The organism is Pseudomonas sp. xss_4 (assembly GCF_043104125.1).
GTDB classification, from domain to species: domain Bacteria; phylum Pseudomonadota; class Gammaproteobacteria; order Pseudomonadales; family Pseudomonadaceae; genus Aquipseudomonas; species Aquipseudomonas parafulva_B.
Map to the genome: position 1 here is coordinate 1 of NZ_JBICKJ010000016.1, position 13,753 is coordinate 13,753.

A 13,753-nucleotide genomic window follows, 5' to 3' on the forward strand; every position below is an offset into this window, starting at 1 on the left:
AGATCAGCCCCCCAAAAACCTTTGTCGAACAACGTGATTGAGTTGTCTGGAATCTGACCGAGGAAGGTTTCGGCCAAGCGCATCTCGCTACCGCGATAAGGGCTGAGCTGGGCGTCGAGAATTACGTGAGAGCGCACATTCATCAAGGCAACCAGACGCAGCATTGGGAAAGGCGTCTGGCGCTCGGTACCGGTATTGCCAGAGCCAAAATGTTCTCTCAACTCAGGTGAATCGGGGGTTCGCAGCAACGCACCATCCACAGCGAACACCTGCAACCCGTTCCAGTCGTCGCCTTCGTACCGTTCGCAACCCCATTGTTTGCCGGTCTGGCGAAACAATGATTCGACCGGGTCAGCACCCAGTCGCTTGCGCGCTGCAGTCACACCACTGCGTGCCAGCAGTTGATCGGAAGCCAGGCCCTGGGCACAGATGTTCAGACGCCTGGCCACCTCGTGGACAGGCTCGTCACGAAACAGGGCCATGCCCAGCACCAACCAAAGCACCTGCTCACTCGGTAGACGTCGCCGCCGTATCGTGGCTTGGGCAGAGAGATTGAGCGCACTGGCGACCCATTCGACAGGAATGTTCTGAGTGAAGGTGCTGAGGTCGGAGAAGTTGAAGAGATCGCCGAGGTCGAGCAATTGCTGCTGAATGGGCATAAAAAATCCGATACCAGAGGGCTGGTATCGGATTCTCTAGAAACCCCGGCTTGGACTCAAATGCTTAAGTGAACAGCATTACGCCTTTTGGCGGGTTTTTTCGTTTTGGCGTTCCGTCGAATTTCGGGAATAGCCAGCGCTAATAAGGCTAGTTTCAAGGGTAGAGGTCCGTTTCGATATCGGAGACTATCCTTGTGGCCCGCAAAACTGCCCCGCCTACCGGTACCCCCTGTCGCACGGCAAATCCCAGAAAGCGCGAGTACAAGCTCTTCGATGGGGGCGGTCTTGACCTGCTTGTGCAACCCAACGGCCGCAAAGGAGGGCGGCTCAGGTACGTGAAACCCGATGGCCGAGAAGGCCTGACTGCCCTAAGCAGTTATCCAGTGATCCGTCTGTTTCACTGGGAAGAGACGGGCGCTCTTGACAGTGCTGCAGCCCTTATCGCATTCGGTTTTGCGGCAACTTCACTCCTGACATAGGCGTGACAGACGCCAATGGCTCCAGCAGCAGCGCTGTAGGGGATGGCCCCGCAGACCAAGGGACGGAGTGCACCTGACTAACAGTCGGGCATGCCCCGGTCATCGCATTGCTGCATTTCATCCGACTCAGGATCTCGCAGCACTGGTCTCGTCAGCCAATGCAGCCTCTACCCGCCCACCTTTAACGGCTTAAACAGGCCAGATTATGAGATGCCCTCGTTCCAGGACGTCAGGAGCCGCCAGCCTCAGGCTAGAGGACATCCCCCACAATTCGCAGGGGCCACCCCTGATAACACTCAGCATTCTGGGCAGGATACGGGGGGTCGAGGATTAGCAAACGGAGGTGAAGCGTATGCAACTAGGGTCGATGCGAGCTCATCCCCTGCTGTGGGGAACAAGCGTTGGGTTATCGGATCTTAGACATTGTGTACTGGTGTGTACAATCCTCTGAATCGTTGTGTAGTATACACACATCCGCGGCAAGCTTTGAGGAGGTACCCGTGCACAGCCGAGACATCATCAAGCGGCTAAAGGATGACGGTTGGGTCAGAGTTAAAGGGACTGATGGGAGCCACCAGCAGTTCAAGCATCCAACCAAGAAGGGACGGGTTACGGTTCCTCATCCGAGTAAAGATGTGGCAATCGGGACGCTTCGAAACATCTGGAAGCAAGCCGGTCTCTGACCGGCTTTACACTTGCTGGTAGATCGTAAGCTTGCTGTTAGCAATAGTGAAATCGAATCGCCGAACTTTTTCGGAGGGATGTTTAAAATGAAATACCCAGTTGTTTTGCACAAAGATGAAGATTCCGATTACGGAGTGACAGTTCCAGACGTACCGGGCTGCTTCTCTGCTGGCGAAACGATCGATGAAGCATTGAGCGAAGTCCAACTTGCGTTAGAGATGCACTTTGAAGGTTTGGTAGAAGATGGAGAGCCTCTGCCGCAACCTCAAAACATCGAACTTCATAGGAAGGACCCGGCTTATGCCGATGGCATCTGGGCTTTCGTAGAATTCGACGTCACCCCCTACTATGGGAAGTCGGTTCGCTTTAACGCGTCTTTACCAGAAGGTCTCCTCAAACGCATAGATGATCGCGTGAAAGAAGACAGCTCTTATGCGTCCAGATCAGGATTTTTAGCCGCGGCGGCGCTGCATGAGCTGGCGAAAAACTTAAACGAAGGCATAGACGCTTTAAAAACCAGAAAGACAGTATGACTTGAAAACATTAAGGGCGCCCTACGGGCGCCCTAATAATGACTAGGTATACGAGCAAGAAACGCAACTGAAGCACTGAACCAACTTTGCGAGACTTGAGAGCTCACAGGGTATCCATTGAACTTCTGAAATGCCTTGTTGAGGCTGCTGTGCAGCTCATCGCGGCGCGAGGCCGCTCCCACCCTGGGATTCGCTCGGTTCCGGATGCGGTATTGGGTGGTTGCTCGTATGGGACGGCGCTTACGCAAGATAAGGGTTAGTATTCCCGGCTCATTGAACGCACCTGCCCAAGGCCCCTCATCCCAACCAAACCTCAAACCGTGTCCCCAACACCTCATCCGAGCACATGCTCACACTCCCCCCATGCGCCTCGGCAATCTTCTTCACGATAAACAACCCCAGCCCCACCGACCGCACCGTGTCCTGGCAATCGCTGCCTCGGGTCATCGGCTCGAACAACGTGGGCAGCAGCGCGTCATCGATCGCAGCACCATGGTTATGCACACTCACCACCGCCCCGTCATCCGAGAAGTCCGTTGTCAGGGTGATGGGGTAGCGAAGGTCGCCATAGGCCACGCCATTGGCCACCAGGTTGCCAATCAACTGCTGCAACCGATCCGGGTCGACCTGCACCACGCGTCGGCCGCGGGCGTAGTGCCGAATCTGTGCGTCAGGGAAGGCCACCTTCAGCTCACTTATCGAATAATCCACGGCACGTACCAGGTCCACTCGCTCGCGGCGGATGGTCATGCCGGGGCCGAGCCTGACCGAGGCGAAGTCGAGCAGGTCGACGATCATGCGCAGCGCGCGCTCAGTCGAGTTGTCGATGCCGGCCAGCAACCGCCGCGCACGGTCGTTGGGTAGGTCGCGCTTGAGCATGGACGCGGCCATCTGGATGGCGGTCAGGGGGTTCTTCAGGTCGTGGCTGGCGATGGCGACCATCTGTTCGGAGAAGACGGCGCGGCGCTGGACTTCCTGGTAGGCGGCGGCGAGTTCGGCCTGGGCGCGTTGCAGGGCGCTTTCGGCTTCTATCTTCTGCGCCAGCATTTCTTCGGCGCGTTGCATGGCTTCCAGGGCGGCCTTGCCACTGCTGGTGCTTTCGAGGGCGCTGAACAGCGCCAGGTGGTAGCGAATGCCGTCATCACTTTCGCGGCGTACGCCGCTGAGCACCATGGGCAGCTTGCGGCCGTCGCGGTGGCGCAGGTCAATCTTCACTTCGGAGACGGACCCTTGCATGTTCAGCAATGGGCCCCAGTGGGTCAGCAGGAATACGCGGCCGTCAGCGGGCAGCAGCTGATCGAAACTCATCGCGTGCAGGGTGGCGCTGTCGTATCCCAGCCAGTCGGCCAGGGTCTGGTTGCAGCGCACCAGGGTGCCGTCGGGCGCCATCACCACCAGGGCACAGGGTGCGTGCTCGAAGAAGGCCTGGGTGGACAGCAGCGCCGTGTTATCCATGGTCGAGGCCAAGGTGGGTGAAGAACTCGTCCATCGCGGCAGCACAAGCGCCTGACGCGCTCAGCTGGGGGTAGTGGCCCATGTTCTCGATGATGCTCAGCTGGCTGCTCGGCATGACGGTGTTGAGGTATTTGCCAACCGCCACAGGCACCACGGGATCGCCCGTGCATTGCACGATCAGGGTGGGCAGCTGCAGGCCCGTCACGTCCTTGCGGTGGTCGGACAAAAAGATCACGCGGGCGAAATGCCGGGCGATCTGGGCGTCGGTGCGGCTGAAACTGCTGGCCAGTTCCTGTTCCAAGGCCGGCTGGCCGGGGGTTCCCATCAGCACAGGGGCCATGGAGCTGGACCAGCCCAGGTAGTTTTCGTCGAGGGTGGTCAGCAGGTCGTGCACTTCATCGGGGGTGAAACCGCCGGTGTAGGCCTCGTCGTCCACATAACAGGGCGAGCCGCCCACCATGATCAGCCCCATCAGGCGGCCCGGCCGCTGGCGTTCGGCCAGGGCAGTGATCATGGCGCTGACCGAGTGGGCGACCACGATGACCGGGCCCTGGGCGTATTCGTCGATGATTTGGTTGAGGTCGCTGGCATAGCCCCACAGCGTGGCGTACTTGTCGTGCTTGTAGGCACTGAGGTCCGAGCGCCCTGCCCCGACCAAGTCGTAGGTAACAACCCGAAAGCGCTCGAGAAAGTGCGGCAGTAGCAGCCGCCACATGGATTGGTCGCAGCCTAAACCATGGGAAAGAACGAGGGTCACGTCACCCGCTCCGGCTACCTGGACGTTGTTACGTTTTTGCAGGGTCATACCTCTCCCGAATACCGTTCAACGTCATGCTGAGCTGTCACGATCCGTTTAAGTCCTTGCTGAGAATAGTTGAGAGAAGCCCTTCGGGTAGGTGCCGTTGAGCAACGCGTCAGCGCCCCGCTAAGTGCTTAGTGGGGTTTTGTGCAGAAACAGTTCACGGATCGGGACGCCCACCTTACGCTATATAGGCAAGCGACGTAGAAATTTCTGCCAGTTTTCTGGGGCCAAAGGGTCTGGTGATGATCCGGATGCCCCTGGCTGGTGCTTGACTTCAGTCAACCTGAACAGAGCCAGGAGGGTTAGGCTCAGGTCATGTACTGCTTGCCGGAGGCCCCTCATGGCCAAGAAATTCCCGAAGCACCCCAGTCACCCCGAGCGCATTTGCTGGGGCTGCGATCTGTATTGCCCAGCCAAGGCGCTGGCCTGCGGTAATGGTGCCGACCGGACCATGCACCCGATGGAGCTGTTCGGCGAGGACTGGGACAGTTTCGATGACCGGTTCGAGCCGCCCGCTGTGGATAACGCGAAGCCCCCCACCCTCTGAACGCCCCTTCAGCCCTGCATGAAGCACCTCACCCGCTCAGCGCGGGTGAGGTGTTCGTCCTTGCGACGTGGATCAGAAGGTGGTGTTGACGGTCAGCGACAAGCTGCGCGGGTCACCGTACACGGCCCCTGCATAGAACCCGTAGCGGGTGTAGTAGTGCTTGTCGAACAGGTTGTTGGCATTGAGGGTCACGCTGGTGTCATCGGTCACTTGGTACTTGGCCATGGCGTTCCAGATGGCGTAGCCGGACCAGTTCACGTCGGTGGCACCGCTGCTCACGCCGTTGACAGGCTGGCCCGCCGGGCTGGATATGGCGCGAATGTTGGACTGCGCGGTAACGCCGGCGCCTACGGTCAGGCGGTCGAGTGGGCCGCTGAGGTGGTAGGTGGTGGAGGCCTTGAACAGGTGCGAAGGGTCGCTGCGCCCGTCGCTATCAACGCGGCGGAAGTGCAGGTAGGTGTAGCCGGCGTATACGTTCCAGTCCGGGGTCAGGGCGCCGGCGATTTCCAGGTCGATGCCGTCGGTTTCCTGGCCTGAGCCTGCTTTGTAGGCATCGCCACCGGTCGGGGTGGACAGGCCGCCGTCCAGCACCGCCTTGTTTTCCTGCTTGGTGCGGAAGTAGGCCGCAGAGGCGTTCAGGCGACCGTCGAACCAGGCGCTCTTGACGCCCGTCTCGTAGCTTTGCCCACGGATCGGCTCGACCCGGCTGCCAGCGCTGGTTTCCTGGGTTTGCGGGTTGAAGATGTCGGTGTAGCTGGCGTACAGCGAGTATGTGTCGTTCAGGTCGTACACCGCGCCCAGGTAGGGGGTCACGACGCCGTTTTCTTCCTGGCTGGTGCGCACGGCATTCACGCTGCGGGTGATGGCCGAGTAGTCGGTGGTGCGCACGCCCAGGATCACCGACAACGGGTCGGTGATGCTCAGCCGGGTCGCGGCGTACATGCCCTGCAGGCGAGTGGTGGTCTTGCTGTGCTTGCCGGTCTGCGAAGCCAGCAGGTCATAGTCCCCGTCCACGCCATTGCGCCAGTCGCTGATGGGCAGACCATTGTTGGCGCGGAACTGGCAGCCGACTACCGGATCGGTGATCTTGCCGCCGCCAACCATGCTGCAGCGGTACTCCGGCGACCACTGCACGCTACGGCTGTCGTTGTAGCCGACCATGGCCTGGTGAGTACGGCCGAACAATTGGAACGGACCGGACAGGTCGATCTGCGCTGACTGCTGGGTGGTGTCGCTCGAGCTGTGCAGGCCGTTGAGCACCGCGCCGCTGCCGTCCTGATTCCAGTAGCCGCCGAACCGGCCGCGCCCTGCCGAGTTGACCTTGCCCAGGCCTCGGTGGTTGAGGGCATCGGTGGTGCTCTGGGACGCCTTCAGGTCCAGCGACCAGTCGTTGTCGAAGCGGTGCACCAGCGAGCCGAAGACGGTACGGGTGGTGTACTCGCCAAAGCTCCAGCTCGGTACCAGGTTGGAGCTGCGTGGCAGGTCGGTCTTGCTGCCGTCGCGGTACCAGATGGGAATGTTCGCGCCCCAACCGCCGCCCACCACCTTGTTGTATTCGTACTGGTAGCCGGCGCCCAGGGTGGTGGCATCGTCCAGGTCGAACTCGAAGTTGGCCAGGGCCGCGCGTGAACGGTCGGACTGGTAGTCACGGAACGAGTTGGCGTCCTGCTGGGTCACCACGAAACGCGAGCGCAGGCGGCCGTCTTCGGACAGCGGCAGGTTCAGGTCGGCGCCCAGACGGCGTTTGTCCCAGCTGCCGTAGGTGGCGTACGCGCTGCCGCCGAAGGTGCGGGTGGGCGCCTTGCGAATCAGGTCGATGGTGGCGGACGGGTCGCCGGTTCCGCCGAGCAGGCCGTTGGCACCGCGCACGATGTCGATGCGCTCGTAGAGGTCCATGTTCAGGGCATTGCCGCTACCGCTGAAGTCCGACGCGCCGGGTGCCTGCAGGCCGTCGATTTTCCAGTTGGTGATGGAGTAGCCACGGGCACGGTAATCGGTGCGTCCGCCCACTTCGGATTTGCTGGCGGTCACCCCTGGGGTGGTCTCCAGCGCCTGCTCGATGCTGTGGATGGCGCGGTCATCCATCTGCTGACGGGTGATGGTGGTGACCGACTGTGGCGTTTGCCGTGGGGTCAGCGCCAGGCCAGTGGAGCTGCGCGTGCGTTCGACGGTGTAGCCCAGCTGGCCGGCATCGTCCTGGGGCAGCAGGGCGCTGTCTTCGATTTGCGTGGCATCGAGTACCAAGGGTGCGCTGTCGGCGGCCATGACGCCACTGCTGATGGCAAGGCCGACGAAGAAGGCAATTGGCTTGAGGCGGGTGCCGCCACAGATGATTGTAGTGAAGGTATTGGTGATGCTTGGGGGGGTCATTTGGGAAGGCTTCGTATTTGCAGATGATTTTTTGTTAGGATTCTAGGGATCAGTCCTCTGGGCTCTACACCCGACATGTACGGGGATGTAATGCAACGTAATGGGCGCTAACGACGCCCGCCTCACAGGTGTTTTTTCAGATGAGCACAACCCTGCTGGTTGTTGATGACGACGACGAGATTCGCGAGCTGCTGTGCGATTACCTAAGCGACGCAGGCTATGCCGTACTGGCGGCTACCGACGGCAAGCAGATGCACGAGCACTTGGCGCGGCAAAAGGTGGACCTCGTGGTGCTGGACCTGATGCTGCCCGGTGAAGATGGCCTGAGCCTGTGCCGTCAGTTGCAGGCCCTGCCGGGGCTGGCGGTGATCATGCTGTCGGCAAAGGGCAGTGCACTGGACCGCATCATCGGCCTGGAAGTGGGGGCCGACGATTACCTGGCCAAGCCTTTCGAACCCCGGGAACTCATTGCCCGGATCAAGGCCGTGCTGCGCAGGCCCCATCGGTTGGAGGCTGCCGTACAGGAGCCGACCCAGGTCGAAGCTCATGTCTTTGCAGGCTTTCGCCTGGAACACATCAAGCGCCTGCTGACGCGCCCCGATGGGCAAACCTTGACCCTGCCGCGCTCCGACTACCGGGTGCTGCGCGAATTGCTCGAAGCCAACAACCGTGTGGTGTCTCGCGACCAGTTGACGCGCAGTGCCTTCAGCCGCGACCACCTGCCAGACGACCGCTCGGTCGACATGTGCGTCAGCCGCCTGCGCCAGCACTTGCGCCATGCGCCCGGCGATGTGGCGCAGATCCTCACCATCCGCAATGAAGGTTATCTGCTGAGCATTGCTCAGAGCCAGGCCACGGCCTGACATGCGCTGGGCTCGCCGACTGTGGCCGCGCACGCTGTTCGGGCAGCTGATGCTGATCATGGTAGGCGGCACGTTGGCCATCCAGTTGATGTCCAGCAGCATCTGGTTCGATGTGCGCTTCGCCCAGGTGTTCGAAGCCCCCGTGCGCTTGATTGCGGCGCGCAGCGCCCCGCTCATCCAGCAGGCCAGCTGTCATGCCGGCGTGCTCAAGGTGCCGGCCCATTACCAACTACGCTGCGCCGAGCAGCTGCCCTCACCGCAGCAGGATGAACGGCGCGGGCGCAAACGGGTCGAGTTGCTGCTTCACCAGGCCCTGAAATACGAGCTTGGCCGTGAGCCGCAGGTGCATTTGATGAAGGTGCAGTTGACCGACGAACTGGGCCAGCCGATCGTCTGGCGCAGCCTGTTCGGCCTGCGCACGGCCCAGGCCCACCTTCAGTTTGCGGTGCCGTTGGCAGACGGGCATTGGTTGACCATCGACGGGCAGGAACTGCAAGGCTGGAGCGGCGAGTCCGCCTGGCTGCTGATCAGCGACTACCTGTTGCGGGTGTACGCGCTGCGCATTGTCGCCGTGCTGGTGGTGTGCCTGATCGCCGTGCGCCTGTGCCTGCGTCCGCTGCGCCGCCTGGCGGATGCAGCGCTGGCGCTGGGCAGCAACCTAGAACAACCGCCGCTGGCGCTCGACGGCCCCGACGAGGTTCGTCAGGCCGCGCAGGCCTTCAACGCCATGCAGCAGCGCCTGATCGCCATGGTCAACGACAAGGCTTACTTTCTCGCCGCCGTCTCCCATGACCTGCGCACCCCGTTGACGCGCATGCGCCTGCGCCTGGAGCGCATGCCCGATGACGAACACCGGAAGCGGTTGCGGCAGAACATTGCCCAGATGGACGACATGATCGGCCAGGTGCTGGACTACCTGCGTGCGGGCGAGCAGCAAAACCTGCAGCCGGTCGACATTGATCGCCTGGTTGTACGCCAGTGTGCGGAGCTGGCTACTGCCGATGAGCCCATCCCTGTGCTCGGTCATGGCGGGGTAGTGAGCGTCGATGCCCTGATGGTGCAGCGTTGTCTGCAAAACCTGCTGGTCAATGCATTGCGTTATGCCAGTCAGGTGAGTGTGTCGGTGGAGCGCGTAGGGCCACGGGTGCTGGTTCACGTCGAGGATCGAGGCCCAGGCATTGCGCCGCACCTGCTGGCGACCGTTACCGAACCGTTCGTACGTGGCGAGCGTTCGCGTAACCAGGCATCGGGCGGGTATGGGCTCGGGCTGAGTATCGTCGAGCGGATCATGACCAGTCATGGGGGGGCGTTGCGGATGCGCAACCGTGAGGGGGGCGGGTTGCGCGTGACCATCGAGCTGCCTGTCTAGACGTGGGCAGCCCGTGGGCTCAGGCCACCGGCGCACGCGGTGCGAAGGTGGCCTGCGTGGGTGACCGGATCAGAAGATGCTGATCGGGTACTCGACGAATACGCGGACTTCGTTGCCGTCGTCGTTGTAACCGTTCTGGCGCACGGCATTGTTGGTGCGCAGGAACGAGCTGCGCAGCTTGACCGACAGGTCCTTGGCCGGGCCTTCCTGGACCACGTAGCGGATCTGGTTGAAGATCTCGCGCTCCTTGCCTTCGCCGAAGCCCTGTGGGTTGGCGACGTTGCGGGTATTGATGTTGTCACCCACCACGTAGGCCAACTTATAGGTCAGGCCAGGAATGCCGTAGGCACCGAAGTCCAGGCCATAGCCCAGCTGCCAGGAACGCTCGTCCTCGGCATTGAAGTCGGACCAGTAAGAGTTGGCCAGGAAGATGGTCGAGCCACCGTCACCCACGCCGCCCTGGTTCTGGTACCAGCCGTAGTTGTAGCCGGTGCTACCGGTGCTGCGCTGGTGAGCGAGGGTGAACGAGTGGGCGCCGTAGGCGTAGGTAGCAGCCAGGCTCCAGATGGTGTTCGAGTCACCGTTCAGGCCCGCTTCACGCACGTACTTGTTGTCGATGCTCGACTTGTAGCCGTTGAAGTCCAGGGTCAGGGACTGATCGTCGGCGATGGCGTAGACGTAGTTCAGGCCCAGGTAGTGCTTCTTCATCACGTCTTCGGTGTCGGCGGTGTACAGCGACGCAGTGAAGTTGTCGTTGAACTTGTAGCTACCGCCCAACACGTTGATCGACTTCAGGCCACCGCCATCACGGCGTTCGGCGCTCTTGCGCGCTTCCTGGGTGAAGCGACCGGCGTTCAGCTCCAGGCCCTCGATTTCCTTGGAGGTGATCAGGGTGCCGGTGAAGCTTTCCGGCAGCAGGCGCGCATCGTCGTACTGGAGCACTGGCAGTGCAGGCATCTGGTCACCGTACTTGAGCACGGTGTTGGAAATGCGGAACTTCACGGCAGCACCGGCACGGGCCAGGTTGTGCGGCGAACGGGCATTGCCATCGGCATTGGTGGTGTCGTGCGGCTTGAAGAAGTCGACGCCGCCGCCACCGTTGTGGCCCTTGCCGCCGTCCAGGCGCAAGGCGTACAGGCCGAATGCATCGACGCCGACACCGACGGTGCCTTGGGTGAAGCCGGACGAGAAGTTGCCGATGAATGCCTGGCCCCACTCGATCTGGTCATCGGTGCCGTGCTTCTTGTCACGGTTGATGTAGGCGTTGCGCAGAAGGACGTTGGCGTGGCTGTCCTCGATGAAGCCGTTGCTGGCGGCCTGGTCATTGGCCTGGGCCTGGGTCGCGGCGATCATCGCCAGGGCGACCAGGCTGATCCTGGTATTCAACATGTTATTTTCCTTATTTCTTGATCGAAAACGCGCTGCGTAATGACGCCATGAACCAACGCCCCTTCGTAGGTTCGACGCTATGCAGGTTCTGCCAGAAGGCCCTTTGCCGGTAAACGCGGCCGGCCCTGGCAACAGCATGGCCAAACGGATTGGCCAGCAGGCGTGGCCGAATCCTAGCGGCGTGCGATTACAAATGTCAAAAAAACGTGAAATTCAGGTTGATATAACTAAAAACCGAGCGTTCATGAGGCATTTCCTTTAGAACTAAAGCTGTAGGAGGATATTCCTTCTCGGTATTGAAAACTCATCTTGATCAAGGCGACAAGTTCACTTAGGTCCCCATTCTGACTAGTCACAAAGTGATAGAAACGTAAAAATCCAGAAACCATAATAGGCGAGCGTTAGCAAATAGCACCCATTATCATTCGCGCCTTCATTACTGCCCGGTCAAACGCGCGTCATGCCTGCCCCTTCTCGCCTCGCTCCTATCACGCTCTCCATTTCATGCCTGCTGGCTGCCAGCCCCACAAGCGCCGCTACTACCACACTGCCTGAGCTATCCGTCACCGCCGACAGCGAGCGGGACAAAGACAGCCCGCGGGTGCGTGAAGTCAGTACTGCGACCCGAACCGCCACCGCCGTACGCGCCGTGCCGCAGGCGGTGGATACGGTCAAGACCTCGCAGGTGCTGGACTACGGCAGCAACACGTTGGGCAAGGCGCTCGAAGGTATCCCCAACGTCAGCAGTGGTGCCGACACGCGCTTCGATAGCGTGCGCATTCGCGGCTTCGAAGCCGGCAATGACTTCTACCTGGACGGCGTGCGTGATGACAGCCAGTACATCCGCGACCTGCACAGCATCGAACGGGTCGATGTGCTCAAAGGCCCTGCGGCCGTGCTGTATGGACGGGGCGGCCAGGGGGGTATCGTCAACCGCATCAGCAAGGCGCCCGAGGCGGGCCGTCGTTCCACCCTGGAGGCACGGGCAGGCAGCGAGGACCTGCGCAGCCTGTATGCCGACCTCAGCGCAGACCCCAGCGACACGGTCAGCCTGCGCCTGAACATGGGCAACCAGGACAACAACAGTTTCCGTGACGGTGTCGACGGTAGCCGCCAGCTGTTCGCGCCCTCGGTCAGCTGGCAGGTCACGCCGGCGCTGAACTGGCTGGTGCAATACGAGTACAGCCGCTTCAACCGCACGCCGGACCGCGGTATCCCCGGCGTCGATGGTCGCCCCGCGAATGTCAGCCGCAGCACGACCTACGGCGATACACAGCGTGACTTCATCGATGACCGGGCGCAGTCCTTGCGGTCACGCCTGAACTACGAGCTCAACGATGCATGGCAACTGCGTCATACCCTGAGTCTGTTCAAGCTCGACAGCGAATTCGACAACACCTACCCCACCGCCTATAACCCCAGCAATGGCACGGTGACGCGCCAGCGCTGGCAGCAGGACCTGAACACCCGCAACCTGTTCAATACCCTGGAAGCCGAAGGCACCTTCGACACACTGGGCCTAGGGCACACGCTACTGCTGGGCCTGGAATTCGGCAGCCAACGCCGCGACCCCACTTTGTACACCGCGGCTGCGGCAAACGCCGGCGGCAGGCCCGTGCCGCCCGTGGACCTGTACGACCCTGACCGGAGCAGGCAGCACAACGGTCGCATGGTGATGTCGAGCAATAACCACACCGTGGTGCAAAGCCGAGGCCTGTACCTGCAAGACCAGCTTCGCCTGAACGATCAATGGCAGTTGCTGGCAGGCGTGCGTTTCGATGAATTCGACGTTCAGACCACCAACAAGGTGCGCAGCCTGTCCGAAAAACAGAGCAGCCGAACCACCAGCCCTCGCATCGGGGTGGTGTATACCCCGTGGCAGGACCACTCGTTCTATGCGTCATGGAGCAAGACCTTCTCGCCAGTAGGCGGTGGCCTGATCGGTATAACGCCGGGCGCACCGGGCAACAGCAACGAGACGGCACCTGAGCTGACGCGGCAAAAGGAGGTTGGCGTGAAGAGCGACTGGTTCGACCAACGCCTGACCACCACCCTGGCGGTCTATGAGCTCGAGCTGTACAACCGTCGTACCCGCGACCCGCTTGACCCGGAAGTCACCTTGCTCAGTGGCCTGCAGCGCTCGCGCGGCATCGAGTTGACCGCCATGGGCAATGTGGTTGGCAACTGGTACGTGCGTGGCGGGATTGGTCTGCAAGATGCCACGATCGTCAAGGACAGCAATGGCCAGCAGGGTAACCGGATCAATGACGTGGCCAAGCGTAACGCCAGCCTGTTCGTCACCTGGAAGCCAGAACTGGGCTGGTACGCAGAAACAGGCCTGACGCTGGTCGGTCAGCGGTATGCCGACAACCAGAACACCACGGTCCTGCCAGGTTATGGCCGCTGGGATGCGCTGGCCGGGTACCGCACCCAGGAGTGGGACGTGCGGGCGGCGCTGAGCAACATTGCCGACCGGACTTACTACAGTTCGGCGACCAGTGCAGCGCAGATCCAGGTCGGCGACCCGCGCAGCCTGGTCGTCACAGGCACCTACAGCTTCTGAACGTCAACAGGGGCAGCCTTTGCGAGGCTGCCCCTGCCGG

At 61.3% G+C, this 13,753-nt stretch carries 11 protein-coding genes and 1 pseudogene; 7 read left to right on the forward strand and 5 right to left on the reverse strand.

The features are described from left to right. A partial coding sequence (locus ACF8GB_RS02245) for an IS4 family transposase (protein WP_392526511.1) occupies window positions 1–653 on the reverse strand: 653 nt, incomplete at its 3' end. Between the two features lie 200 nt (window positions 654–853). Between ACF8GB_RS02245 and ACF8GB_RS02250 the strand changes: the two are divergent. From ACF8GB_RS02250 to ACF8GB_RS02260, 3 genes and pseudogenes are all read left to right on the forward strand, one after another. After that, a pseudogene (locus tag ACF8GB_RS02250) lies at window positions 854–1,054 on the forward strand (integrase); the annotation flags it as partial. Window positions 1,055–1,638: 584 nt separating this feature from the next. After that, entirely contained in the window at window positions 1,639–1,821 is a 183-nt protein-coding gene (locus tag ACF8GB_RS02255; RefSeq protein WP_196121395.1) for a type II toxin-antitoxin system HicA family toxin, read from the forward strand. A gap of 87 nt (window positions 1,822–1,908) precedes the next feature. Further along, the gene (locus ACF8GB_RS02260) at window positions 1,909–2,355 is read left to right on the forward strand and encodes a type II toxin-antitoxin system HicB family antitoxin (RefSeq protein ID WP_058638931.1); all 447 of its coding nucleotides are present in this window, start codon (window positions 1,909–1,911) and stop codon (window positions 2,353–2,355) included. A gap of 297 nt (window positions 2,356–2,652) precedes the next feature. Here the strand turns inward: ACF8GB_RS02260 and ACF8GB_RS02265 are convergent, their stop codons facing one another. Both ACF8GB_RS02265 and ACF8GB_RS02270 read right to left on the reverse strand, forming a co-directional pair. Continuing rightward, complete coding sequence (locus ACF8GB_RS02265; RefSeq protein WP_392526491.1) at window positions 2,653–3,810, reverse strand: ATP-binding protein; 1,158 nt, start codon at window positions 3,808–3,810, stop codon at window positions 2,653–2,655. Beyond that, a complete protein-coding gene (locus tag ACF8GB_RS02270; RefSeq protein ID WP_392526492.1) occupies window positions 3,803–4,615 on the reverse strand; it encodes an alpha/beta fold hydrolase in 813 nt (270 codons plus the stop codon). Before ACF8GB_RS02270 ends, ACF8GB_RS02265 begins: the two co-directional genes overlap by 8 nt. A gap of 337 nt (window positions 4,616–4,952) precedes the next feature. Between ACF8GB_RS02270 and ACF8GB_RS02275 the strand changes: the two genes are divergently transcribed. Beyond that, the gene (locus ACF8GB_RS02275) at window positions 4,953–5,159 is read left to right on the forward strand and encodes a DUF3079 domain-containing protein (RefSeq protein ID WP_023535792.1); all 207 of its coding nucleotides are present in this window, start codon (window positions 4,953–4,955) and stop codon (window positions 5,157–5,159) included. A 72-nt stretch (window positions 5,160–5,231) separates the two neighbouring features. On the opposite strand, the gene ACF8GB_RS02280 is transcribed toward ACF8GB_RS02275, so the two are convergent. After that, entirely contained in the window at window positions 5,232–7,529 is a 2,298-nt protein-coding gene (locus tag ACF8GB_RS02280) for a TonB-dependent siderophore receptor (protein ID WP_392526493.1), read from the reverse strand. Window positions 7,530–7,669: 140 nt separating this feature from the next. On the opposite strand from ACF8GB_RS02280, the gene ACF8GB_RS02285 reads away from it, so the two are divergent. Beyond that, window positions 7,670–8,392, forward strand: coding sequence for a response regulator (locus tag ACF8GB_RS02285; RefSeq protein WP_196186318.1), 723 nt, complete (start codon window positions 7,670–7,672; stop codon window positions 8,390–8,392). A 1-nt stretch (window position 8,393) separates the two neighbouring features. Further along, the gene (locus ACF8GB_RS02290) at window positions 8,394–9,761 is read left to right on the forward strand and encodes an ATP-binding protein (RefSeq protein WP_392475175.1); all 1,368 of its coding nucleotides are present in this window, start codon (window positions 8,394–8,396) and stop codon (window positions 9,759–9,761) included. Between the two features lie 69 nt (window positions 9,762–9,830). Here ACF8GB_RS02290 and ACF8GB_RS02295 read toward each other — a convergent pair whose 3' ends face one another. Continuing rightward, window positions 9,831–11,150, reverse strand: a complete 1,320-nt coding sequence (locus ACF8GB_RS02295) for an OprD family porin (protein WP_078477829.1) — start codon at window positions 11,148–11,150, stop codon at window positions 9,831–9,833. Between the two features lie 460 nt (window positions 11,151–11,610). On the opposite strand from ACF8GB_RS02295, the gene ACF8GB_RS02300 reads away from it, so the two are divergent. Continuing rightward, a complete protein-coding gene (locus ACF8GB_RS02300; protein ID WP_196186320.1) occupies window positions 11,611–13,713 on the forward strand; it encodes a TonB-dependent siderophore receptor in 2,103 nt (700 codons plus the stop codon). Window positions 13,714–13,753 lie beyond the last annotated feature (40 nt).